This is a genomic window from Hymenobacter sp. FMD4 (assembly GCF_058932745.1).
On the sequence record NZ_JBZYWH010000007.1, the window covers coordinates 58,546 to 83,198 of the forward strand.

The 24,653-nt window shown below is 59.5% G+C and carries 19 protein-coding genes; 11 read left to right on the top strand and 8 right to left on the bottom strand.

Features of this window, described 5'->3' with window-relative positions; translation table 11 throughout:
* Window positions 1-41: 41 nt before the first annotated feature.
* Together hemB and AC5FXY_RS09210 are read left to right on the top strand one after the other, a co-directional pair.
* Complete coding sequence (gene hemB, locus AC5FXY_RS09205; protein ID WP_493556368.1) at window positions 42-1,034, top strand: porphobilinogen synthase; 993 nt, start codon at window positions 42-44, stop codon at window positions 1,032-1,034.
* 114 nt (window positions 1,035-1,148) lie between these two features.
* Window positions 1,149-2,363, top strand: coding sequence for a transglutaminase domain-containing protein (locus tag AC5FXY_RS09210; protein WP_493556369.1), 1,215 nt, complete (start codon window positions 1,149-1,151; stop codon window positions 2,361-2,363).
* Between the two features lie 32 nt (window positions 2,364-2,395).
* On the opposite strand, the gene AC5FXY_RS09215 is transcribed toward AC5FXY_RS09210, so the two are convergent.
* On the bottom strand, window positions 2,396-3,856 hold the full coding sequence (locus AC5FXY_RS09215; protein ID WP_493556370.1) for an APC family permease: 1,461 nt from the start codon (window positions 3,854-3,856) through the stop codon (window positions 2,396-2,398).
* Window positions 3,857-4,178: 322 nt separating this feature from the next.
* Here AC5FXY_RS09215 and AC5FXY_RS09220 point away from each other — a divergent pair, with 322 nt between their 5' ends.
* The 3 genes from AC5FXY_RS09220 to AC5FXY_RS09230 all read left to right on the top strand — a co-directional run bounded on the left by AC5FXY_RS09220 (window position 4,179) and on the right by AC5FXY_RS09230 (window position 6,538).
* A complete protein-coding gene (locus AC5FXY_RS09220) occupies window positions 4,179-4,901 on the top strand; it encodes a tetratricopeptide repeat protein (RefSeq protein WP_493556371.1) in 723 nt (240 codons plus the stop codon).
* Window positions 4,902-4,966: 65 nt separating this feature from the next.
* Window positions 4,967-5,680: a hypothetical protein gene (locus AC5FXY_RS09225; RefSeq protein ID WP_493556372.1), complete on the top strand. Its 714-nt coding sequence runs from the start codon at window positions 4,967-4,969 to the stop codon at window positions 5,678-5,680.
* Window positions 5,681-5,752: 72 nt separating this feature from the next.
* Entirely contained in the window at window positions 5,753-6,538 is a 786-nt protein-coding gene (locus tag AC5FXY_RS09230) for an SDR family oxidoreductase (protein ID WP_493556373.1), read from the top strand.
* A gap of 179 nt (window positions 6,539-6,717) precedes the next feature.
* Here AC5FXY_RS09230 and AC5FXY_RS09235 read toward each other — a convergent pair whose 3' ends face one another.
* From AC5FXY_RS09235 to AC5FXY_RS09250, 4 genes are all read right to left on the bottom strand, one after another.
* Window positions 6,718-7,602: an ATP-grasp domain-containing protein gene (locus tag AC5FXY_RS09235; RefSeq protein ID WP_493556374.1), complete on the bottom strand. Its 885-nt coding sequence runs from the start codon at window positions 7,600-7,602 to the stop codon at window positions 6,718-6,720.
* A gap of 140 nt (window positions 7,603-7,742) precedes the next feature.
* Window positions 7,743-10,193, bottom strand: coding sequence for a M4 family metallopeptidase (locus tag AC5FXY_RS09240; RefSeq protein WP_493556375.1), 2,451 nt, complete (start codon window positions 10,191-10,193; stop codon window positions 7,743-7,745).
* A gap of 375 nt (window positions 10,194-10,568) precedes the next feature.
* A complete protein-coding gene (locus AC5FXY_RS09245) occupies window positions 10,569-11,891 on the bottom strand; it encodes an amidohydrolase (RefSeq protein ID WP_493556376.1) in 1,323 nt (440 codons plus the stop codon).
* 69 nt (window positions 11,892-11,960) lie between these two features.
* Complete coding sequence (locus AC5FXY_RS09250; RefSeq protein ID WP_493556377.1) at window positions 11,961-12,779, bottom strand: phytanoyl-CoA dioxygenase family protein; 819 nt, start codon at window positions 12,777-12,779, stop codon at window positions 11,961-11,963.
* 192 nt (window positions 12,780-12,971) lie between these two features.
* On the opposite strand from AC5FXY_RS09250, the gene AC5FXY_RS09255 reads away from it, so the two are divergent.
* The 3 genes from AC5FXY_RS09255 to AC5FXY_RS09265 all read left to right on the top strand — a co-directional run bounded on the left by AC5FXY_RS09255 (window position 12,972) and on the right by AC5FXY_RS09265 (window position 17,596).
* Window positions 12,972-13,745, top strand: a complete 774-nt coding sequence (locus AC5FXY_RS09255; RefSeq protein WP_493556378.1) for a WG repeat-containing protein — start codon at window positions 12,972-12,974, stop codon at window positions 13,743-13,745.
* Window positions 13,746-13,944: 199 nt separating this feature from the next.
* Entirely contained in the window at window positions 13,945-15,441 is a 1,497-nt protein-coding gene (locus tag AC5FXY_RS09260; protein ID WP_493556379.1) for a DUF6056 family protein, read from the top strand.
* Between the two features lie 574 nt (window positions 15,442-16,015).
* Entirely contained in the window at window positions 16,016-17,596 is a 1,581-nt protein-coding gene (locus tag AC5FXY_RS09265) for a hydroxymethylglutaryl-CoA reductase (RefSeq protein ID WP_493556380.1), read from the top strand.
* 133 nt (window positions 17,597-17,729) lie between these two features.
* Here the strand turns inward: AC5FXY_RS09265 and argH are convergent, their stop codons facing one another.
* The 3 genes from argH to argB form a co-directional block, all read right to left on the bottom strand.
* Window positions 17,730-19,037: an argininosuccinate lyase gene (gene argH / locus AC5FXY_RS09270; RefSeq protein ID WP_493556381.1), complete on the bottom strand. Its 1,308-nt coding sequence runs from the start codon at window positions 19,035-19,037 to the stop codon at window positions 17,730-17,732.
* A gap of 92 nt (window positions 19,038-19,129) precedes the next feature.
* Window positions 19,130-20,200 carry a M20 family metallo-hydrolase gene (locus tag AC5FXY_RS09275; protein ID WP_493556382.1) on the bottom strand — a complete coding sequence of 357 codons (1,071 nt, stop codon included), beginning with the start codon at window positions 20,198-20,200 and terminating at the stop codon, window positions 19,130-19,132.
* Complete coding sequence (gene argB / locus AC5FXY_RS09280; RefSeq protein ID WP_493556383.1) at window positions 20,188-20,970, bottom strand: acetylglutamate kinase; 783 nt, start codon at window positions 20,968-20,970, stop codon at window positions 20,188-20,190. Before argB ends, AC5FXY_RS09275 begins: the two co-directional genes overlap by 13 nt.
* 835 nt (window positions 20,971-21,805) lie before the next feature.
* Between argB and AC5FXY_RS09285 the strand changes: the two genes are divergently transcribed.
* The 3 genes from AC5FXY_RS09285 to argC all read left to right on the top strand — a co-directional run bounded on the left by AC5FXY_RS09285 (window position 21,806) and on the right by argC (window position 24,644).
* A complete protein-coding gene (locus AC5FXY_RS09285) occupies window positions 21,806-22,399 on the top strand; it encodes a GNAT family N-acetyltransferase (protein ID WP_493556384.1) in 594 nt (197 codons plus the stop codon).
* An 81-nt stretch (window positions 22,400-22,480) separates the two neighbouring features.
* Window positions 22,481-23,674: an argininosuccinate synthase gene (argG, locus tag AC5FXY_RS09290; protein WP_493556385.1), complete on the top strand. Its 1,194-nt coding sequence runs from the start codon at window positions 22,481-22,483 to the stop codon at window positions 23,672-23,674.
* Window positions 23,664-24,644 (top strand): N-acetyl-gamma-glutamyl-phosphate reductase, encoded by a 981-nt coding sequence (argC, locus tag AC5FXY_RS09295; RefSeq protein ID WP_493556386.1) that lies wholly within the window; start codon window positions 23,664-23,666, stop codon window positions 24,642-24,644. The genes argG and argC overlap by 11 nt, the downstream gene beginning before the upstream one ends.
* The last annotated feature ends 9 nt before the right edge of the window (window positions 24,645-24,653 follow it).

Consider the following 24,653-nt stretch of genomic DNA (forward strand, 5'->3'; position numbering starts at 1 on the left):
CTTTGTTCCGGCTGTTTTGCCCGGTTGATTCACACGTTCTCATGGCTATACTTCCCACTCACCGCCCGCGGCGCAACCGCAAGTCGGCAGTTATTCGCGACCTGGTGCAGGAAACCACCCTCACCACCAACGACTTCATCTACCCGGTGTTTCTCATCGACGGGCAGAACAAGGCCGTGGAAATTCACTCCATGCCGGGCATCTTCCGCCTTTCGCCCGACCGCCTTATCGACGAAATCGGGCAGTGCGTGGAGCTGGGTATCCGGGCTTTCGCGCCTTTCCCCGGCCTCGACGACAAGGTGAAGGACCGCATGGCCACCGAAAGCACCAACCCCGAGGGCCTGTACCTGCGCACCGTAGCCGAGATTAAGCGGCAGTTTCCGGACGTGGCCATCATGACCGATGTGGCCATGGACCCCTATTCCTCCGACGGCCACGACGGCCTAGTGGACCCCGAGTCGGGCGAAATCCTGAACGACGCCACGCTGGAAATTCTCGCCCAAATGGCCTTGGCCCAGGCCCGCGCCGGCTCCGATATCATCGGCCCCTCCGACATGATGGACGGCCGCGTGGCCTACATCCGCGACGTGCTCGACCGCAACGCGTTCAGCCATGTGAGCATCATGAGCTACACGGCTAAGTACGCCTCAGCTTTTTACGGCCCCTTCCGCGACGCTTTGGATTCGGCCCCGAAACGCGGCGACAAGAAAACTTACCAGATGAACCCGGCCAACCGCCGCGAAGCCCTGCGCGAGCTGCTGCTCGACGAGCAGGAAGGCGCCGACATGGTGATGGTGAAGCCCGCCCTAAGCTACCTCGACGTGATTCGGGACGTGAAGCAGCACACCAACCTGCCCGTGACGGCCTACAACGTATCGGGCGAATACGCCATGGTGAAAGCCGCCGCCCAAAACGGCTGGCTGGACGGCGAGCGGACCATGATGGAAGTGTTGCTAAGCATCAAACGCGCCGGCGCCGACGCCATCCTGACGTACTTCGCCAAGGAAGCCGCCGCGGTGCTGCGCCGCGGCTAAGCAGAAGCTATTATTTCTCACTGTTGAGGCAGCGGCCAGGGCGGATAACCTAGGCCGCTGCCTATTTTTATGGCCATTCGTTTGTTTTAAACCTCTCTATTCCGCCTTTCTATTGTGTTTACTCGCGTAGCTGTTAAGCTGGCCGCGGCCGGTTCAATGCTGATTTCTGTTCCTGTGCTAGCCCAACAGGCTAACGTTCCTCAAGCTTCAGCAGCCTACCCTGCGGTGGACGCCCGCATGCAGCAGGTGCCTGATTCATCCACTCATTCGGTGGGTGGCTTGGTGCGCTACATTCGGGCGTCGTTCAAGACCGAAGATGAGCAAGCGTGGGCAGCATTTACTTGGGTAGCCCACAACATCCGTTACCAGGTTCCTGCGCAAGTCTCTAACAGTTTTGAGGCTGAGCCAGCTGAGACAGTGCAGCAGGCGCTCAGCCAACGCACCGGCATGAGTGCGGAGTTTGCTGAGCTGTACGCGGCGTTGGCCAACGGGCTTGGCCTGAAAACCTACGTCGTGCCCGGATTTATAAAACAGCCCGACGGGCGCCTGTTACCGTGGCCACATGCCTGGTGTGTTACCCGCCTTGGGAATCAGTGGCATATCATGGATCCTACTCCCGTTACTGGGCGCGGCTCCAAGGGTGCGCCGGCACCCAAGCCTGGAGCTGACATGTTCAAAGCTGCTCCTGCCGATTTTGTGCGCACACGCCTGCCATTTGACCCCATGTGGCAGTTGCTAACGGCGCCTTACTCGTTTACAAATTTTCAGCAGAATACGGCCCCAGCGGCACCAGCTCAACCCTTTGCGTATTCCGATTCATTGACGGTGTACGATCAGCAAAGCATCGAGCAGCAACTACGAACAACCAGTCGGCGGGTGCAGCAGCAGGAGTTGCGGCACAACTTGGCCGACTTGTACTTAACTACCAGCCATCGTCGGCTTTACGATTACGGAGTAGCCCGGCACAACCACATGCTAAACGAATACAACCGTGCGCAGCAGCAGGCCCAACGCGCCATTGCCCGGTTGAATAGCTTCTTCGACTACTACAACCATCAGTTCCAGCCCATCAAAACCGACGCCCAGCTTCAACAGTTCCTGCCGCCCATTGCAGCGGACCTACAGCAGGCTCGTACCATATTGGCGGCGGTAAGGTTTGATGATGAAGTAAGTCAAACCATGGTTCGGGAGCTTTCGGCAGCCGTACAGAAAGGAGAAGCGCGCCTACGCAACAGTCAAGCTTTCCTGAAACGATACCTGAGCACGAAGCCAGCACAACGCCCTGTACTATTTACAACACGTGGCGGCCCTAATGAAATGACGCGTTGAGCGTGGTTGCGTGGCTGCCTGCGTTGGCAAGCTTAGAGCTTCTTATTCGGGTCGATGGCAACAGGTGCAGCATTAGGCCCGGCAACCGACCCAAACGGCCAGCGGCCCTGCTGCCGGTTCCAGATCAGGAATACGCCCACCCCCACCGCTATCATAGCCAGGCCCGACAGCATAAACTGCACCCCGGTACTCCAGAAAACCAGCAGCCACACCAGCACCGCCACGATGACTGGCAACGGGTATAGCGGCATGCGAAATGGTAGCCCAGCCGTGCCGCGTCGCTGCCGCAGGCGCACCAGCCCGATGGCCTGCCCCACAAACTGCACCACGATGCGCATGGCCAGAATGGCGCTGATGACCTCCGATAGCTTAAACAGTAAACTGAACACAAAGCCCGCGCCGCCGAGCACCAGCAGTGATACATGCGGAAACTGCTTGGTAGGGTGCAGCCGCCCAAATACTGGCAAAAATTCGCCATCGGCGGCGGCTGCGTACGGGATGCGCGAATAACCCAGCAGCACCGCGAAAAGCGAGGCAAAAGCGACCCACAGCACCAGTGCCGTGGCCAGTTGCGCCGCGCGCGGCCCGTACAGCCGCTCCACGAAGGTGCTGACGATAAACTCCGACCGCGCTGCCTCGGCCCAGGGCACCACGTGCGCCACGGCGTAATTCAGCAGCAGATACAGAACCGTAATGCCCAGAATGCTCAGGAAAATGGCCCGCGGGATGGTGCGCTCCGGCTGGCGGATTTCGGCCCCAAGGTGGCATACATTGTAGTAGCCCAAGTAGCTGTAGATGGTCTTGACGGAGGCCTGACCGAGCGCCACAGCCAGCAGCAGCCCGGTAGCTGGCGCTCCGGCTAGCGGCGCGGCCGTGAAGCCCGGCAGCGGCACAGGCTCGGTACCCAGCAGCAAGCCACTTCCAATAAGGCCCAGCAGCAAGGCCAGCACCCCTACCCACAAGGCCACGCCCAGCTTGCCCACGCTCCCGATGCGCCGGTACAGCAGTGCCACCAGCGCCAGCACCACAGCACCACTCAGCAGCCGCGGCTGCCAAAGAATTTCAACTACCTGGTTGTTGAGCGTCAAGCGCCACACGTCGTCGAGCGGCACGAGGTAGCCGGCGTACTGCGAAAAGCCGATGGAGCCCGAGGCCAGCACCAGCGGCGCTTGCACCAGCGTTTGCCACACGTACAAGAACGACAGTAGCCTGCCCCAGCGCTGCTCGCCGTAGGCCAGTTTCAAAAAGCGGTACGAGCCGCCGGCCTCAGGGTACGCCGCCCCAAGCTCCGACCAGATCAGCCCATCCACCACCGAGAGCAGCGCACCCGCTATCCACGCCCACATGAAGTACGGCCCCAGCAGTTGCATTACCAGCGGCAGCACCACGAAGGGCCCGATGCCCACCATGTCGATCATGTTCAGGGCGGTGGCCTGGACTAAACCCAGCTCGCGACGCAGGGCCGCGGGAGTTTCGGTAGAAGTAGAAGCCATAGGCAGCGTGGAGGGGGCGGGTGGCGCGAAGTAACCGGTTTTAGACAGCGTAAGTTTACGGGTGACAATCAAACGCGTACCATCAGACCGTCAGCCGACCGTCGCCAAGACAGAGCACACGGTGGCGAGGGATATTCAGTGGATGGCAAAGTTTATGGCCGCCCGCGAGCAGCCAGCGGCTCGATAAGCAGCAGATCGGGCTCCGCTTTTGCACTTCCTGCCCGCCTACGAAATGTTGGCGGGCAGTTTTGCGTTAAGGCCTTACCTTAACGGCAATGTACCTTTACCGCAGCGTCGCCACCCGGGCGGCCTGGCTTTCTCCATGAAACGAATTTCCTTCCTGCTGGCCTGCTGCTCCACGCTGCTCGTCAGCCCCGCAGTAGCCCAAAAAACCAAGGTCAAGACGAAAGGCGCCGCGGCCGCCGATGTGCCCCTGAGCGCCCGCCGCCAGTTGCCGCTGTTTGGCGGCCTAGCGCCCGAAGCGGCCCAACAGCTCGTGGGCGAATCCTTTCTGAAAGGCCTGGAACAGAGCTTTGCCTCGCGCGCCGAAGCCAGCAAGTTCTTCAGCAATAAAGGCTACGAATACCTCACCGAAGGCCAGGTGGATACCGCCCGCTACCGCTTCAACCTGGCGTGGCTGCTCGACCCTAAAAATCCCGAAGCTTATCGCGGACTCGGCCTGCTGTCGGCCAATACTTCGGTGGACGAGGCCATGAGCCTGTTTACCCAAAGCTTGGCGCTGTCGCCCAACAATGCACAGGTACTGACCGACCTCGGTGGCTTATATGCACTGCGCTACGGTCAGAATAAGAAAGCCAAGGACCTAAAGCTAGCCGAAGAAAACCTGCGTAAGGCCCTGGCCGTGGACCCCAACAGCTCCTACACGTGGCAGCAGCTGGCGTGGGTGCAGTACTACCAGAATGACTACGCCCAGGCCTGGGAATCCTTGCACAAAGGCAGCGGCTCCAGCCTCGCAGGCGTTGATTTTGAGCTGGTGAGCAACCTCAAAGAAAAAATGCCCGACCCCAAAGGGATGTTCAAATAGGCGGTGCCCGACAACGCCGCCGGGCCGGGCGGCGTATCGGGCCTGCTTACCATCTTTGTTTGTACGTGCGCATCACCCCCCTATTGCTCGGCGTGGCGCTGCTGGCTCCGCTAGCCGCCGCCGCTCAGGCTCCTCGTCGCCACTATGACCGCCAAGGCCGTGCTTTTTACCGCGGCCCCTTACGCCTGGTGGCCGGCGGCGGTGCCGCTATGTACACCGGCGACCTGACCTCCAGCCCAGGCGAGAACTTTATCGGCCCGGCAGGCCAGCTGGGCGTCATTTATACCTGGCGGCCGCATTGGAGCGTAGGCGGCGAAGTCACTGGCTTTGTGCTGGGCGCCCGCGACCAGTTACCGGCGCGCAACCTGGCCTTCCGCGGTACCAATTTGTCGGTGACCACCTTTCTGCGCTTCGAGCCCCTGCGCGACCCGAGCTGGTACACTGCCTCGCGCTACGAGCACGCCCGTGTCAAGCCGTTTTTGCAAGCCGGCTTGGGCTACCTGCTTTACAACCCCAAGGCCTACAACGGCACCGACCGCCCCACTACCAACACCGTGTACTTGGCTCCTGAGCGCCCCGACTATACGGCCACGGCGCTGGTGGCACCCGTGGGCGGTGGCCTCACCTTTTACCTGGCCCAGCGCTTCTGGCTGACGGCCGAAGCTACCTACGGCTTTACCTCCACCGACCACCTCGACGACGTAAGCCAACGCGCCAACCCCGACCGCAACGACGGCTACGGCCTGCTTTTGCTCAAGCTGGAATACCAACTGAAATAACCGCTCAGCTACAAGTAAGTCGTACGGCCTTGCTGTGCACCCACTTTCAGCTGAGCACTTAGTCCTCCCAATATGCCTTTTCCCGCTGATGCCACTGCGCGCTGGTCGCTGCAAAACCGAGTTTTCGTAGTTACCGGAGCTTCTGCCGGCATCGGGGCGGCGGTAGCGGCCGAGCTGCTGGGCTTTGGCGCTACGGTCATTTGCGTGGCCCGCCGCCTGGAACCGCTGCAGGAAGCGGTGGCGGCGTGGCAGCAGCAGGACCTTGATGCCCACGCCTTGGCCGCCGATGTCAGCCAACCCGAAGGCCGTCAGGCGTTGATAGCGGAAGTACAGGCCCGTTGGGGCCGGCTCGATGGCTTGGTTAATAATGTGGGCACCAACATCCGCAAGCCTACCGTCGAGTACTCCCAGGATGAATACCAGCGCGTGATGCAAACCAACCTAGACTCGGCCTTTGGACTGAGCCAACTGGCACATCCGTTGTTGCAGGCCAGCGGCGCAGGCGCCATCGTGAATGTGTCATCGGTGGCGGGGCTGACTTCGGTGCGCACCGGCGCTGTGTACGGCATGACCAAAGCGGCCATGGTACAGCTCACGCGCTACCTCGCCGCTGAGTGGGCTGCTGATGGTATTCGGGTAAACTGCGTGGCACCGTGGTACATCCAGACGCCGCTAGCCGCCGGCGTGCTCAGCAACGAAGCTTACCGCGACGAAGTAATCAGCCGCACACCCATGCGCCGCGTCGGCGAGCCGCAGGAAGTGGCTGCTGCCGTGGCCTTCTTATGCCTGCCGGCCGCCAGCTACATTACTGGTCAGACCTTGGCAGTGGATGGCGGCTTTGTAGGGTACGGCTTCTAATTGCGGTTCTTTCTAACGGCCCGAATTACGCGAGGCCTTTGAACGCAGTGGTGCCACGACTCATGAAGTCGTGGCACCACTGCGTTTACCCCGGTAGTATTTCGACTTCCACCGAGAAGTACCCGCGGCCTAAAATGAGCGCTGTTACGACTTATGAAGCCGTGGCACCATTGTCCGGCTTACTGATGTAGCAGCCGGCGCAGCGCCTGGTAGTACCGCTCGAAGGCCGCTTCGCCTTCTGAGTCCATGTACAAAAACGGCTCGATCAGCTCCAGCTCCATCAGCCAGAAACCTCCGTCGGGGGCTTCTACTCCGTCCACCCGGGCGTAGAGGCAGCCCTCGGCGAAACGCGCTACGATGTCGGCGGCGATGCGCTGAATATCGGCGGGCGGCGTTTCGGTGTGGATGCTACCGCCGTGGAAGTGCTGCACGCGGAAGTCGCCGGACTTAGGCGTTTTGCGCACACAATGGCTAAGCTCGCCGCCGAAGTAGATCAACGACCATTCGCCGGAGGTCTGAATCTGAGGCAGGAAGGGTTGTGCCAGGAAATCGGCTTCGTCTACCAAGGCCTGCAGCTGCGCGGTGGCGGCTTCCGCCTCTACCTGGGTGAGGGCAAAGGTATCTTTCGCGCCGCCGCTCACGGTAGGCTTCAGCACTAGGCGGTCGGTAGCCAACTCCGCCAGCAGGGCGGCCGGCTCCACGCGGCTGCCACGCCCAAGCCACTGCGTGGGCACGATAGGCACCCCGGCTTGCTCCATGTCGCGCAAGTAGGCTTTGTCGGCATTGTAGCGCACGATGCTGGTCGGATTGAGCAGGCGCACGCCGCGGGCATCCAGCTCGTTGAGCCACTGATGAAACTCAGCGGGACGCTCAAAGTAGTCCCAAGGCGACTTCAGTACGGCCGCATCGTAGGTTTCCCAACGCACGCTGGCGTCGGTCCAGGAAACGTAGGAAACCTGCAGGCCGCGGGCTTCGAGGTAGGCTTGGATTTGCTGGTCTTCCACGGCCACGTTGGTGGCTGCGTACTTGGCCAGCGCGTCGCAGGTAACGAGGGCTATGTGCATGTCAGAAATAGCAGATGAAGGGCCGATAACAAGGCAGCGGCGGAAAAAGGTCACAAAGAAACCACCCGGCCCATCGGCAAACAAAAAGCCCGCCGCACCGAAGTGCAGCGGGCTTTGGGCAAGCAGCTTACGCCGCGAGCTTATTGCTTGGCGAAGCGCGAGTGGAAAGCTTTCTGGCCGTCGGAAATGCTCAGCTGGTAGATACCGGCTTTCAGGCCACTGACGTCTACCTGCCCGTCTTCCAGCAGGCGTACTTTCACCTCGGCACCGCGGGCGTCAAACACCTGCACCGCTTGCACGGGCATGTGGCCGGGCAGGGCTACGCGCACCATTTCGGTGGCGGGGTTCGGGAATACGTGCGCCGTACGGGCTTCCTCGTGGCCGAGCTGCGTAGCAGAGGCAATACCGGCGAAAGTCGTCGGGGCGAAAGTGCCGCCGGTCACGTTCACGGTGTAATCCTCGGTTTCGCCGTAGGTGTAGCTGTTGCAGCTAGTGGTGGCTGAGTTGTCGCTCATTACCACCCGTAGGCGGGTAGCGCCGCTCTTGGCCGTGCTGGGCACGGTGAAAGTGCTGCTCAGCGTACCACTGCTCGACGAGGAGCCCGATACCACGGTTTCGCCCGCGTCGGTGAAGTCGCCGTCCTGGTTCCAGTCGATGTAGATTCTCCAGTACTCGGTGTAAGCCGTGGAGGCAAAGCCCGCGCTGAAGTAGATGGTCTGCGACGAGCCGGCAGCTACCGAGGTGCTCAACGCCGTGCCGTTGTAGTAGCCCGCGTCTTTGCCCGACGAACGGTTGATCGAGCCCAGTTGTACCAGATCGACCCATTCGTACGATACGTTGTTGCCCTTCGAAGCGCAGTAAGTAACCGTGGTGGGCGGCGGAGTGGTGCCACCGCCGTACGCAGCGCCCACACCCACGGCGTGCCAGGCGTTGGTTACGGCAATTTCCTGGGCCGAGCCGGCACCGTACAGGTCTTTGGCCGACTGGATGGAGTAAGTGCGGGCCGCCGCGTAGTTCGACGAAGAAGTCAGGTACACGCTCTCGGTGCGGTAGGCAATCTTGGCGGCAGCATCCATGCCGATGCCCGTCACGCTGAAGCTGTTGCCGATGTCGTTGGTGCCGCTGCCGCCCACCACGAGGCGGTAAAACCAGTGGTTGAGCACGCCCGAATTGGTGTGCACGCCGCCGTTGTCGCCGGTGCCGGCATACCAGTAAGTACCCTTGTAAGTATCAGGTTGATTTTCGGCGTTGGGGTTGCTCATCGAGCGCAGCGAGGGCCGCACTTTGTCGATGTCTTCGCCGATCAGCCAGGTTTGCTTGGTGGGTGCCTTGTAGTATTCCACGGCCGCGCCCCAGATATCAGAGAAGCCTTCGTTCAAAGCGCCCGACTCGTAAGAATAGGTCAGGTTGGCCGTTGAAGAGCACACCGCGTGACCGATTTCGTGAGCTGCCACGTCCAGCGAAGTCAGCGGCTGAAAGCGGGTGTAACCGTCGCCATATGTCATGCGCGAGCCGTCCCAGAAGGCGTTTTCGTAGCCTTTGCCGTCGCCGGGCGTGTCATCAAAGTGCACGTAGCTGCGAATAGCGGCGCCGGCATTGTTGTAGCTGTTGCGGCCGTGTACGTTCTTAAAATAGTCGTATGTACCCTGCGCGCCCCAGTGCGCATCCAGCGCGGCGTTGTCGAAATTGGCGTTGTTGTACTCTGTGGCCGTCCAGTTGTTGTCGGCGTCGGTGAAATCAACGGCGTTGGTGTAGCTGTTGCTCTTGCGGCAATTGTAAGTCAGAACACCGGAACCGCGGCTCACGTCGCGCAGACGGTAGGCCGTACCGCCGGTACTGGGCGCGTACGAGTCGGTGGTGGTGGTTTGGGAGCCGGCGTAGCGCGTGGCCAGCGTGCCGGTAGCAGCGGCGTGCTTGATGATGGCGTCCTGAAAGACGATTTCGCCGGTGTTGGCGTCCACATAGATGTAGGCGCGGCTCACGGGCTGCTGGGCGTACACATCAAACTTCCAGGCCAGCGTATGCTTGCCGGCCTTGGCGGCATCCATCGACAGGCCGTTCTGCACGATTACCAGCTCGCCGGTGGGCCGGTACGTAGCGTTCGGGTTCTGCTCCATTTGCTTCAGCAAGGCTTCTTCTTGCGCATCCTGCCACATGTAGCGGTTGGCACGCACGAAGCTCAGCGCCTGCTGCAAGGCCGTGCTGGCCGACAGCGTCGGGCGTACGCTCAGCTCGGCGGGCAGCTGGGCAAAATCACCGCTAATAGCTTCGATCTGCCTGTTGCGGCTGTGCACGGAGTACGAGGAGTGCTCCACTTTTACGCCCTTAAAGTACTGCTGAAACTTCTCGTGCGCGAAGCCCTGCTCGTCGGCATCGGTACGCGCCACGCGCAGCTCGTCGTTGGCGGTAATCGGCAGTGCAGAGGCTAGGGCTTGTCGGGCGTCGCTGAAGCGGGCGCCGGCTTCGAACGCCACCAGCTGCGGCAGTCCGTTGGCGCCGTTGACGCGCTGCGGACTGCGAGCGGCGTCTTGTGCTTGTATAGAGGCACTGCTGAGCAGCACCAGCCCAAGGGCGGTGTACTTGTTAAACATAGAACGATGGTTTGGTTGTGGAAAAGTAGGACGACTTCGAAGCGGATCGAAGAAGGGCTCAAATTAACATTATTTTAACATATCAGAAATTTATAAGTACACATTTTAAAAAAAGCAGCTTAAAAATAAATACCTCTTAAACATCAACCATTTATAGCTGTCCTGCGTAGCCATCTTAATGTAGTAAATAGGCTATATACAAAACCTGATTCAATGGCCTTTCTGTCGTCAACTTCGTTCTGAATAGCACTTTTCCGCACTGCGGGCGCTGGCTCTCAATTCTTCGTTTATTGAGCTTGGATATAACAAACCGCCCTCCCGCCAACCGAAATTTCGGCTGGCGGGAGGGCGGTTTGTTATATCCGAAAAGCCTACTTACCGGATGACGCCAGCCAAGTAATCCACCGCTAAGCGCGACAACGTGCGCACGCCCAGCCCAAAGCCGCTTTCATCGAGGAAGAATGTGGGCGTATGGTGCGGGCCGGTGGTAGCCGGGTCGGCGCCGCGGGGCATGCCGCCAAGGTACAGAAATACGCCGGGCACCTTCTCCTGGTAGCAGCCGAAGTCCTCGGCGCCGGTTACAGCTTTCATCTCGCTCACATTGCCGGCGCCGGCCACGGCGCGCAGCGAAGGCAGAATGCGCGTGGTCAGCTGCGGGTCGTTGTAAGTGAGTGGGGCGGCCGGACGTACTTCCACTTCGGCAGTAGCGCCGGCAGCCTCGGCAATGTTGGTTGCCACGCGCTGCACGCTCTTGGCCAGTTGCTCGCGGGTTTGGGCATTGAGGGCGCGCAAGGTGCCCTGCAGCTCTACTTGCTCAGGAATGATGTTGTTGCGTACGCCGCCGTGTACCATGCCCACCGTCACCACGGCGGCATCTTCGGTCAGCTGCACCTCGCGGCTCACGATGCTCTGCAGGGCCACTACAATCTGCGACGACACCACCACCGGATCGACGGCCAGCCAAGGGTACGCGCCGTGCGCCGACTTGCCCTTCACCCGAATCTGGAACACGTCGGCCGAGGCCATCATGCCCCCAGCGCGGTACTTGATCTGCCCGACTTCCGTCTGGGCATTGATGTGCAAACCGAAAATGGCGTCCACTTTGGGATTGTTGAGCACGCCTTCCTTCACCATCAGCGCCGCGCCGCCTTCCTCGCCGGGGGGCGGTCCTTCTTCGGCGGGCTGAAACACAAACTTCACCGTGCCAGGCAGGTCCTTTTTCAGCTGGCTGAGCACGTTGGCGGTACCCAGCAGCATGGCCACATGCGAGTCGTGGCCGCAGGCGTGCATCACGCCCACCTCCTGCCCGCTGTACTGGGTGCGCACCTTGGAGGCGAAGGGCACTTTGCGGTCCTCGGTTACGGGCAGCGCGTCCATATCGGCGCGCAGGGCTACCACGGGGCCAGGCTTGCCGCCGCGCAGAATACCCACTACGCCAGTTTTGCCCACGCCGGTCTGCACCTCCAGCCCGAGGCGCTTCAGTTCCGCCGCAATGATGCCCGCCGTGCGCGTTTCACGGTTGCCGAGTTCCGGGTTTTCGTGAATATCGCGGCGCCAGGCTATTACCTGCGGCTCTACGCGGGTGGCCAGCGCATCAATACGGCCCGCAAGGGCATTTTTCTTCTGCGCCTGCGCATCGGGCGCGGCAGCGAGTAGCAGCCCAGCGGCTGCAAGTAGGGAAAAAGTCAGGCGAGACATCGGCGCCGGGTAGAATTTGATCGGCAGCCAAGGTACGACACAGCATCCTTCTTGCACCGCAAAGTCTGCTCACCGCACCAGATGCAGAAACCGCAGGTAGAAAGGCGTGGCGCTATCGGCGTGCCGGGGCTGGTAGCGACCGGCCACAATGGGCACGTACATCACTCGCCGCCGCGACGCCTCACCCATCAGCGGTGAGCGAGCCACGCGGTGCCACAGGCGGCCGTCGTGCACAGTTAGGTCGCCGGCTTCGGTTTCGATGGCGAGTTCCTGCGGATCGGGTTCGTGGCTGCTGAAGTACCGCTTGCGAAACAGCAGGTCGTGTAGCGGCTGCCGGTGCGTGCCGGGCAGCACACGCAGTCCGCCGTTGGTGGCGGGGCAGGCATCGAGATGCAAGCCTACATTCAGCATGGGGCTGATGCGACGACCATCAAACAGGTCGCGCAGCGCATCGGTGTGCCAGCCCATTTGCGAAAACTCGCTACCGGTTGCATTCACGTAGTGACTGACGACTAAGCCATTTTTTTCTGCTGCGCCGATGCGACCATTCGGTGTTTCCAGCAACGACATCAGGGCTTGCAGGCGCGGATCCCGCAAAAAATTTTCCAGTACCGAGCTGTGTTGCGAGGCAAACGCAAAGCGCTGCACCATGCGTGAGCCGTCCACGTCGCGGCCGTACTTGATCGGAATGCCGTTTACCTTCTTTAGCCCTTGCCTTAGCCAGCGCTGCTGTACTTCCTCGATGGCCCCTAACAACTCCTGCACCCCGGCAGCATTCACAAATTGACGGAAATGAAGAAAGCCGTGGCGGTGAAAAAAAGCGACTTGCTCGGCAGTAAGCGCCGAGCAAGTGAACAGGAAGCGCGGATAGTCAGTGGCTGCTTTCATTGCCCTTAGCGCGTAACAGAAGGTGCAGACGTACCAGGGCCGCCACCAGCCCGAAGATACCGCCGAGCGTATGCTTAAAGCAAGGCTTGCCGCTCAGCCGCGGGCCAGTATTCGCGGGCTAAATTCTTGACTTCAATAAAATTGTGTATTTTCGGGATGTTGGAACCCCCTCCACCTTCCAACACTCCACCTATGAAATGCCTTGCCTGGCTGCCTTTGGTAGTGCTGCTCAGCCATGCTACGGCCGCGGCCCAGCCCGCTACGGCCCGCCTCGTTCCGTTCCGCAAAGGCACCCAATGGGGTTACGCCGACCGGCGCGGCCGCCTGGTGCTGCCGCTGCGCTACGATGAGGCCGGTCCGTTTATCAACGAGGTAGCCTGGGTGCGCATCGGCCCCTGCTACGGGTACATCGACGGGGCTGGCAATTTTCTGACGCCGGTGCAGTATGATCGGGCGGGCAACTTCCACAACGGCCGCGCCACCGTCAGCATCGGCCACGACACCTTCGATATTTCTATCACGGGCAAGCGCCTCGTCGAATCAGCGGACGTGATGGAGGAAGAATTTCTAGCCCAGGGCGACCCGGTGCAGCAGAACGGCAAAGTGGGTTTTCGCTTTACCGTGGGCACTGCTGTGGTGCCACCCGTGTACGACGAAGTGCGCGACCTATACCGCGACGGCCTGCTACTAGTGCGCCAAGGCCCAAAGTGGGGCGTGGTGGATAACCGCGGCCGTTTGCGCTTGCCCACCCAGTACGATGCTATCAAGGCCACGGAGCAAAACGGATTTGCCTACCCCATCGTGGAGCAGCAGGGCCGCTACGGCTACCTCGGCCCAGCTGGCAAGCTCATCGTGAAGCCCAAGTACGCCAGCGCCGAACCCTTCGTGGCCGGTGTGGCCCGCGTGACTACGCCCGATGGCCGCACTGGTTACATTGACGAGAAGGGGCGGGAGTATTTCGAGTAACGGTTGATTGGCTGTCGGTTTGTGCTATTTCGAAACGGCGCGGCTTTAAGCTTTGGCACCCGAATCTGAGTGTAAAACGTGTGCGGCAACTACTGGAACTGCTGTTAGTCAGACGTTCGTAGCCAAGATCCTTGTTTGGGGGTGCTTAAAATCGTCCCACCAAATCATACCTTGAGCCCCTTCACTCATTTCCGACCTTATGGAGTCAATTCTACTGACTGTGCTTTCGCGTTTCCGAGGTTTATTTGAATGGCTGGGGAAAGCAGGTATTTGGCTGGGCATTTTGCCTTTTTTTTTACTGTGTTGGTATGCCCACCCATCCGCTGATGATTTTCTGCAGGCCAACGACGTAAGCAAACATGGGCACTTGGGCTATTTGCGGTACATGTACCTGCACTGGACCGGGCGCTACACCGCCATGGTCGGCTGGAGCTTTCTTAACCCTGTTTCCTATGGCGAGACCAAGGCAGGCTACGGGCTGGTATGTTTTCTCCTGCTACTGGTTTTGCTGGGTGTACTGGTACTAGTACTGCGCGTATTGGTGCGCGGCGCTGGCTACAGTGCCCGGCAGCTTTGGTTGGCGGGCGCAGGCGCCTTTCTGCTTCTTACTTACAACCTGCCCAGTACTGCCGAATTTTATTATTGGCTCACGGCTAGTTATAACTACCTACTACCGGGCATGTTGCTGTTGTTGGCTTTGGCAGCATTGGCCGCTCACGCAGCAGGCCCTGGTCCGAACGGACGACGCTTTCCGCTACTAGTTACGGCTGGACTATTGTTTTTGACAGTAGGCTGCAATGAAACCATCGCCGTGCCGGTTCTCCTCACGGTTTGGGTATTCGCAGCACTGGAATCTTGGCGTCGGCGGCATGCGGTGGGCATGGCAATGGTACTGATCGTCAGTATCGGCTGTGTTCTGGCATTTTTTGCGCCCGGCAACACCGCCCGGGCCGTAGAGCAGGGCAATACGTCGCAAGGCCTGGTACACACTGTGTTGGACGCCCTCCGGTTTACCAAATACACCTTGGCCATATGGGTGGGCAATGGCATTTTGGTTGCCGTGACGCTGCTGCTAATTCCGGTATTTGCTCGGCTGTCCCGTTTGCCCGGTTTGCCCATCAACCATATAGTACGGTACCCGCTGCTGCTTACCTTGCTGGTTCCGGCTTTTCTGATAGCAGGTATGCTTCCTAGTTTCCGGGTACTCGGCACACCTCCACCAGTTCGGGGCCTGAATTTGCTGTACCTCTGCTTTCTGACTTCTTGGATGCTGGCCGTATATGCTTGGGTATGGTATTTTGAGCAGCAGAAGGCCGACCACGAAGCCCCGGTGCGCCTGCCGGCTTTTGTCAGCTGGGGCTTATTGCTCTGGCTGCCCTTCACGTACTTGAATGACTACAACCATCACCTCACCGCGGGCAACAGGCTCAACACCAACAACTCTTTTCTGGCCTACCGCGACCTGCTGCGCGGTGCCGCGGCCCGCTACGATGCCCAACTGACGGCCCGCTATGCGTATCTACAAAATACCCCTCTGACAAGGCCAACCGTGCAAGCTCTCGTCGACCCACCTATGACTTTATTGTTCAGTGATATCACGCCCGATTCTACCGATTGGTCCAACCTTGCCTACGCTGATTTTTTCAAGAAAAAAACCATTGTCACGCAAACTGACACGTTAAGCACTCGGCCCTAACTGGCTGAGGAATGGGCTTGAGCAGCGGTCCTGATTTGGGTTTCGACTTACACACCGGCTATACCGGCGAAAAAACGGCCGTTGTATAAACCTTGACTTATACACTTTGACTGAGTTCGGCGCGTCCTCAACATCCATTCGCTTGTCATGCTGTATGCCCTGTCCATTGCTGATGCCCACTTGAAACTTCGCTTTATCGGGGCTGACATGCTTGTTCGCGTGGCCGTTGGCCAGTACTGCACCGACTGTAAGCGTGCGGTCCAAGATTTACCTGGGCTACGGCCGCTGAGGTAGCCCTAAGAGTATTTGCAAACATGCCCGACTGGGAGCCTGCCAAGAACAATGGTCAGCCGCTGGGTGGGCACTATATGTTACCCGTCACCTTCGTTCTTGAATGAGCGCCGGGTAAGCGCAAGAAGCGCCGGTAGCCGATTAGCTCACGGAGAGCAGGCGTTTATGGCCAGCGGCACTCCGGCATATGGCCGCATTGAAGCCGGCTACGTAGCACAGCAGTAGCATTCAGACCGGAAAAGCTTATACTTATAGCCGGACCTGATAGCTCCTTCCCGCGACTATGGAAACCGCATCCTCCCCTGCCATGATCTTCACCCCCAGCCCCATGCTGCTGAAGCTGCTCTACACCCGCGGCAGCCTCCGCAACCTGCCCGACAACGGTGGCATTTCGTTCTCGCTCAAGAACCGCCTCGATACCGTGCGCCTCACCCGTATCGACAAAGTGCAGGTAGACGGCCGCACGCTCGGCCCGGAGCAGATTACCATCGATTTGGGCAATGGCAACATCCGCCCCGCGACGGAGCTAAACCGCGACGGCGGTCTGGAATTTCCGGTGGGCCATAGCATCACGCTACGCCTGCACACCAACGCGCTGCCCGAAGGCATGCACCCCGTGCAGTTGCAGTTTCAGACCGATCCTTTCGGCCAGCTAAACCTGGAGGTGGAGGATGCCATTGCGCCCCAGGACTCCCGCGTGCGCATTCCGCGCTTTGAGCCCGATGATTACAACGATGCAGCCATTCAGGCGCGGCAGCGGTTTGCGGAGGAATTCAGCGGGCAGAAATTCGAGCACATCACCAAGTACTCCTTCGATCCGCACATGCTCAAAGGCAACTGCGAGCATTTCACCGGCGTGGCTCAAATTCCCATCGGGCTGGCCGGTCCGCTGCACGTCAACGGGGAATACGCGCAGGGCGACTTCCTCATCCCGATGGCCACTACCGAGGGCACTTTGGTAGCGAGCTACAACCGCGGCATGCAGTTGCTCAACCTCTGCGGCGGGGTCAAGTGTACCGTCATCGGCGACGCTATGCAGCGTGCCCCGGTGTTCGTGTTCGACGACGCCCGCGGCGCCCGCGACTTTTCGCGCTGGGTGGATGCGACGATGGACAAGATTCGCCCAGAGGCCGAAAGCACTTCGCGCGTGGCCAAGCTGCAATACATCGACACCTACCTCTCCAACAAATTCGCTTACCTGCGCTTCAACTTCTCCACCGGCGACGCTGCCGGCCAGAACATGGTTGGCCGGGCTACTTTTGCGGCTTGCTCCTGGATTCTGGAGAACTACAAGGGTGCGCCCATCCGCCACTTCTACCTCGAGTCGAACTTTGCCACCGATAAAAAAGCTTCGCAGATCAACGTGATGCGCACCCGTGGCAAGCGCGTGGTGGCCGAAGCCGTCATCAAGCGCGAAATCCTGCAGCAGCGCATGCGCGTGACGCCCGAGCAACTGGCCTACCACGGACAAGTAAGCAACGTGGGCGCCTTCATATCGGGGGCCAACAACAATGGCGCGCATTCCGCCAACGGCATCACGGCCATGTTTATCGCGACTGGCCAAGACGTGGCCAACGTGGCGGAATCATCGGCCGGCGTCATTTACTCTGAAGTGACGGCCGAAAAAGATTTGTACCTGAGCATGACCATTCCGTCGCTGATTGTGGCTACCCACGGCGGCGGCACCGGCCTGGCCACCCAAAACGAATGCCTGCGCATGCTGGGCTGCACCGGCCGCGATACGGTGAACAAGTTTGCCGAAATCGTGGCCGGCGTGGTGCTGGCCGGCGAGCTAAGTCTAGCCTCTGCTATCAGTAGCTCGGACTGGGTAAGTTCTCACGAGCAGTACGGGCGCAACCGGTAGGCCAAAGCCCCGCCTCACAAAACCGTCATCCTGAGCAACGCGAAGGACCTTATCACCTTGGAACGAGTCGTTGTTACGACAGTCGTTCACACGTGGTAAGGTCCTTCGCGTTGCTCAGGATGACTGATGGGTCTTAATTGTTCTTCAGCAAACAGCTCGTCTGCCGCAGCTGCTCCACTTTCTGCTGAATCACTTCCAGCCCGAGGTTATGCACACTGCCCTGGTGGGTAGTGTGGAAATCTTTGTGCGGCACGTAGGTGCCATCTTCCACGGCCTGCCCCACCTGCTTGTAAGCAGTGCGGAAAGGCGTCCCGGTTTGGATCAGCTGGTTGATGTTTTCCACGGTGTACGTGGCGTCGTACTTCGTCTGATCCAGCAGGTTGGGCTTGATGCGCAGCTGTGGCAGGGCAAAGAGCACGATATCAAGGATGTCCATGAACTGCGTCAGCGGCTCGAACAGGATTTCCTTTAAAATCTGGAAGTCGCGGTGGTAACCGCTGGGCAGGTTGCTGGTGACCAGCATGAGCGTGTTGGGCAGGCCCTGCAAGGCGTTGCAGCGCGCCCGAATCAGTTCAAACACGTCAGGATTCTTCTTGTGCGGCATGATGCTGGAGCCGGTGGTGAAGGCCGCCGGCAACTCCACGAAAGCGAGGTCCTGGGAGTTATAGAGCACCAGGTCGTAGGCCATTTTGCCGAGCGTGGCGGCCATGCCGGCTAGGGCAAAGGCCAGCGTTTTCTCGGTCTTGCCGCGCAGCATCTGAGCGCCTACGCTGCTCACCGCCAGCTGCCCGAAGCCTAGCTCGGCGGTGGTCATCTGCCGGTCGATGGGGAATGAGCTCCCGAAGCCGGCGCCGGAGCCCAGCGGATTTTGATCGGCCACGCGGTGGGCGGCTTCAAACAAGGCCAGATCCAGCAACAGGTGCTCGGCGTAAGCTGAAAACCATAGCCCGAACGAGCTGGGCATAGCAGCCTGAAAGTGCGTGTAGCCGGGCATCAAGTCGGTTTGGTGTTGCTCCGCTTTTTGCAGCAGCACCTGCACCAGCTCCAGGTTGCGGGCTCCTACGCGCTCGGAGTAATCTTTCAGAAACAGCTGAATGGCCGTCAGCACCTGGTCGTTGCGCGAGCGGGCGGTATGAATCTTCTTACCCGCGTCGCCAAACTTCTCGGTGAGGTAGTACTCGATTTTGGAGTGCACATCTTCGAAGGCTTCCTCAATCTGAAACTCGCCCGCTTCTATCTGGGCTGCCAGCTCCGAGAGGCCTTGTTGCAGCTGCTGGTTTTCTTCTTCAGAAATCAGCCCGGCCTTTGCCAGCATGTTGGCCTGGGCTTTCGAGGCCTGCACGTCGAATTTAGCCAGGTACAGATCTAGCTCCCGGTCGCGCCCCACGGTAAACTGCTCGATTTTCTTGTCGACAGCAATGCCCTTGTCCCAGATTTTCATGTGTCTTGTTGTAGTCAGAAGCGAGAAGCCAGAGTTGTGACTAGACTTTACTTGCCTCCTCGTCCGAGGGAAACCAGTTCTAGCTTCTGGCTCTATTTAAAATTAAAACCATCCAGCAGCTCCACGTACCCGCGTATTCCGTCGCGAATTTCGCTGAGCAGAATGTATTCGTCGGGCGTATGTGAACGAGCCGAGTCGCCGGGCCCCATCTTCACCGTTTCAAAGGGCATCACTGCTTGATCGGAGAGCGTGGCGGAGCCAAACGTTTTGCGGCCCAGCGCCGCGCCGCGCCGCACCAGCGGGTGCTCCGGCGCAATGCGCGAAGAATTCAGGTGCGTGGAGCGGGGCGTGACGGTGGCGCCGATATGCGTTTGCACGGTGCGCACCACGTCTTCGTTGGAGTAAAACTCATTGGTACGCACATCCACCACGAACGAGCAGCGGTCGGGCACCACGTTGTGCTGCGAGCCGGCCTGCACCTGCGTCACGGTCATCTTTACCGGGCCGAGCAAGGGCGACACCTCCGGAAAGCGGTACTGCCGAATCCACTCGATGTCCTGCACGGCTTTGTAGAGCGCGTTGTCGCCTTCGTCGCGGGCAGCATGACCGGTGCGGCCGTGGGCTACACAATCCAGCACCACCAAGCCTTTTTCGGCAATGGCCATGTCCATCTGCGTCGGCTCGCCGACGATGCCAAGGTCAATTCGTCCCAGCTGCGACAGGATGCTGCGCACGCCGCCAGCACCGGATATTTCCTCTTCAGCCGTGATGGCGCAAATCAGATTAAACGGCAGCTCCCGCCGCTCGTGAAAGTGCAGAAACGTGGCCAGCAAACTCACGCCCGACGCCCCTGCGTCGTTGCTACCGAGGCCGGTGAGCCGGTCGCCTTCCACCACCGCGCCGAAAGGGTCATAGGTCCAGCTGGCGCCGGGCTTCACGGTGTCGTGGTGGGAATTGAGCAGGATGGTTGGCTTAGCGGCATCGAAGTGCCGGTTCCGGGCCCACACGTTGTGCCCCGCCCGCTGGGGCTGGGCGCCGTGCTCGGTTAGAAAGTCGAGCAGCAGCGCGGCCGTCTGGTCTTCCTCCCTGGAAAACGAAGGCGTCCGAATTAGCCGGGTCAGCAAATCAATAGCCGCATCGGCCAAGCGGCTTAGCTCCGGCATAGCACCGATTTGATGGGCTCGTTGATGTTCAGCGCGTTTTCAATCACCACTTTCTCTACACCCGCATCGAGGGCGGCAAAAGCATTATCGAGCTTGGGCAGCATGCCCGCCGCAATGCGGCCATCAGCTTTCAGCGAGGCGTACACGTCGGGAGTAATTTTGGGTACTACCGAGTGCTCGTCGTTGACGTCGTACAACACGCCGTCCTTCTCGAAACAGAAGTGCAGCTCCACGGTGTAATGCACGGCCAAGGCCCGCGCCAACGTGCTGGCAATGGTGTCGGCATTGGTGTTGAGCAGCTGCCCCTGGCCGTCGTGGGTAATGGCACAAAACACCGGCGTGACGCCAGCGCGCAGCAGCTGATCCAGCAGCACCGTGTTTACGCTTCGCTCGTGCAAGTCGCCCACAAAGCCGTAATCAATGTCAGCGACGGGGCGCTTCGTAGCCCGGATGGTGTTGCCGTCGGCGCCGGAAAGGCCCAGCGCATTGATGCCGTACATCTGCAGCAAGGACACAATCTGCTTGTTGGTTTTGCCGGCGTAGAACATCGTCACCACGTCCAGGGTGGCGGCATCGGTAATGCGGCGGCCGTCCACCATCTGCGGCTGAATGCCCAGGCGGGGCAGCATATCATTGGCGCCTTTGCCGCCGCCGTGCACCAGTATTTTCTTGCCCTCTACCCGGGAAAGCTCGCTCAGGAAGAAGCGCAGCTTAGCGGCATCGTCAATTACGCCACCGCCTATCTTGAATATCTTAAGAAACTCTTTCATCTACGTCTGTTGGTCGGTTCGCGAGTACGCGAATCGTTGCGGGCAAGGCTGATTTCTGGAAAAAATACGCTCCAAGCAGGGCTGGCCGAAGTGCATGGGGTTGATGGCCGACGACAAGCTTTGCTGCGCTGCAAATAACGCCCTCAATTGAAACGATTTTGGATTTAAAACACGTTAGCGCCACTAGAATACCTTACCGCCATCCGGCCTCTGCCATGCTCCGACAACGCTCCTCTTCTTGCCTGCTCCCGACACCGACGCTGGTGTTTCGGTTGAGCCTGGAGTGGTTGTCGATTTGATACTTGGCACTAAGTGGGCGCTAGGTTACCATTAGGTTAGCATCCACTTTTTTCAGCATTTTCTCAGTCACCCAAAGCGCATCAACGTAAGATTTAGCTCGTTTTTAAGCTATTACAGTTGAGCTCAACGGCGTACCCTGCTGCCTGGCGGCAAAAGTACGTTTGCATTCTAAAGACTGAGGAGTATGTTTGCGAAAAATTTCAGGAGTGGTGCTGTCTTCCGACGACGAAGCCCACAAGTGGAGAGGACTCTAACGACCCAAACTGGCTGCACGAGTGTAGGACGCGGTACATGTACTGATGGTGGGCTTGCCTAACTGCCCCGCCTGAGCGACGCCCAAAGTGTGCGTTGCCCGCCCCAGCCATTCCCCCTCCCACTGGCACTTTTCCCGGATACCGGGCCCTTGCGTGGTCTGGTCGTCGCGACATCGGTCTCCCCCGGTTCGCCCGCGTACATCTTGTACATCTGCTGTTTTTCCTGACTCCTGACTTTTTGCTGCGCCCATGCAGTGGCCGGCACCATTGTCTCCTTCCCGATGATTTTACGAGTTGCTAATGCTGCCGACGCGCAGTATGTAGAAACGCTTTGTCAATGGTACGAGGAATCGGCCAGACAGCGGGGCGTGGGCATTGCCAAGCGCGACCCTAACTACCTGAAAAAGAAGATGGAGCGCGGCGACTCCATCATTGCCTTCATCGACGACCAACTGGCCGGCTTCTGTTACATCGAGACGTTTGAGGACGCTAAGTTCGTCGTCAACTCGGGCCTGATCGTCAACACGGAACTGCGCAAGGAGGGCCTCGGCCGCGCCATCAAGCACCGCGTGTTTGAGCTGTCGCGCACGAAGTATCCGCAGGCCAAAATCTTCGGTATCACGACCAGCGCCGCCGTAATGAAGATCAACACCGAGCTGGGTTACAAGCCGGTGACGTTCCCGGACCTGACCCAGTCGGACGACTTCTGGAAGGGCTGCTCGGCCTGCAAGAACTACCCCATTCTGCAAGAGAACCAGCGCAAGATGTGCCTATGCACCGGCATGGTGTACGACACCCTGAACGACAAATACAGCCAACCGGCGCAGGAATCCATTGACTTCGTTGGACAGGAACCGGTGAGAAACCAGCAGTAGAAGCCTGCCTGATGCTGGCAGCCACTTTGCCCCGCTTTTCTCCCAAAGTCACCCGCCTTACTTCTCACCTCTCACACTCACATGTCTCAAAAAAAGGTAGTTCTCGCCTATAGCGGCGGATTGGATACGTCCTACTGCGTCGTGTATCTGACGAAGGAACTGGGCCTGGAAGTCCACACGGTAATCGTCAACTCTGGCGGCTTCTCCGAAGAGGAGCTGGCCGGCATCGAAAAGCGCGCCTACGAGATGGGCTCGAAGCGCCACGAGGTAATTGACGTTACTGAGCGGTTCTACCAACAGTGCCTGCGCTACCTGCTGGCGGGGAATATTCTAAAGAACGACACCTACCCACTAAGCGTCAGCGCGGAGCGCATGTTTCAGTCGTTGGCGCTGGCGGAGTATGCCCGCGAGAACAAGGCTGACTACATTGCCCACGGAAGCACCGGGGCCGGCAACGACCAGGTACGCTTCGACGTGGCTTTCTCAGTGATTTCGCCTAATACCGAAATCCTGACGCCCATCCGCGACCTGCGCCTCTCGCGCCAGCAGGAAATCGAGTACCTGCAAGCCAACGGTGTGGAGATGAGCTGGGAAAAAGCCAAATACTCCATCAACAAGGGTATCTGGGGCACGAGCGTGGGCGGCGTCGAGACACTGACTTCGCGACAGGGCCTGCCGGAGTCGGCCTGGCCGACCCAGCTGACGGCGTCTGAACCGCAGGAAATCAGCATAACCTTCGAGAAGGGTGAGCCGGTAGCGCTGAACGGCGAAACCATGAAGCCGGTGGACCTGATTGTGGCGCTGAACGAGCTAGCCGGCCAGTACGCCATCGGCCGCGATACGCACGTAGGCGACACGATTCTGGGCATCAAGGGCCGCGTAGGCTTTGAGGCACCGGCGCCGCTGATTCTTATTAAGGGTCACCACTTGCTGGAAAAGCACACCTCCTCGCGCTGGCAGCTGCTGCACAAGGACTACATCGCCAACTGGTACGGCACGCTGCTGCACGAGGCACAGTACCTCGACCCGGTGATGCGCGACATGGAAGCCTTCCTGGAATCGTCGCAGGAGCGGGTGTCGGGCACGGTGTACGTATCGTTGAAGCCGTACCAGTTTGAGCTGCTGGGCATCGAGTCGGACTACGACATGATGCAGTCGAAAGTGGCAACCTACGGCGAAGAGAACAACGCCTGGGACTCGCGCGACGCGAAGGGCTTCATCAAGATTTTCAGCAACCAGCTGCGCATTCACTCCTCGTTCAACGATGAAAATTAAGGTTGGCATCGTCGGCGGGGCCGGCTATACGGCAGGCGAGCTGATTCGCATTCTGCTGCACCACGAGTTTGTGGAGCTGGGCGCCATCGTCAGCTCATCCAGCGCGGGCAGCCCGGTGTACCAGGTGCACGACGATTTGGTGGGCGAAACAGAGCTGCGGTTTGCCGCGGAGCTGGCCGGCGACGAAGACGTGGTGTTCCTGTGCCTGGGCCACGGCAACTCACGGACGTTTCTGGAGAAGAACAACTTGCCGGAAACCACCCACGTCATCGACCTCAGCAACGACTTCCGCCTGCAGGCCGACCGAGAGTTTCAGGACCGTGAGTTTGTGTACGGGCTGCCGGAACTGAACAAGACACAGATTCAGCAGGCCCAAAGCATTGCTAACCCCGGCTGCTTTGCCACCGCCATTCAGCTGGCTTTGCTGCCGCTGGCCCAGGCCGGCCGGCTCACCGACGACGTGCACGTATCGGCCATTACCGGCTCGACGGGCGCGGGGCAGAGCCTATCGGAAACGGTGCACTTCTCGTGGCGCTCAAACAACGTGTCCATATACAAGCCCTTCACGCACCAGCACCTCGGCGAAATCGGCGAAAGCCTGGCGCAGCTGCAGGCACCGTTGGAGCTGGACATCAACTTCATTCCTTACCGCGGCAACTTCACCCGCGGCATCTTCGCCAGCGTGTACACACCCTCTGAGTTGACGCAGGATGAGGCCCGGGAGCTGTATCAGAAGTTCTATGCCGACGCACCGTTTACCACGGTTTCGGATAAGGAAGTTCACCTTAAGCAAGTGGTGAATACCAATAAGTGCCTGCTGCACGTGCAGAAATTTGGCAAGCAGCTGCTCATCACCTCGGCTATCGACAACCTGGTGAAGGGCGCTTCCGGCCAAGCCATCCAGAACATGAACCTGCTGTTCGGTCTGCCCGAAACGACGGGTTTAGGATTGAAAGCAGGGTTGTTTTAAGCAGCTTGA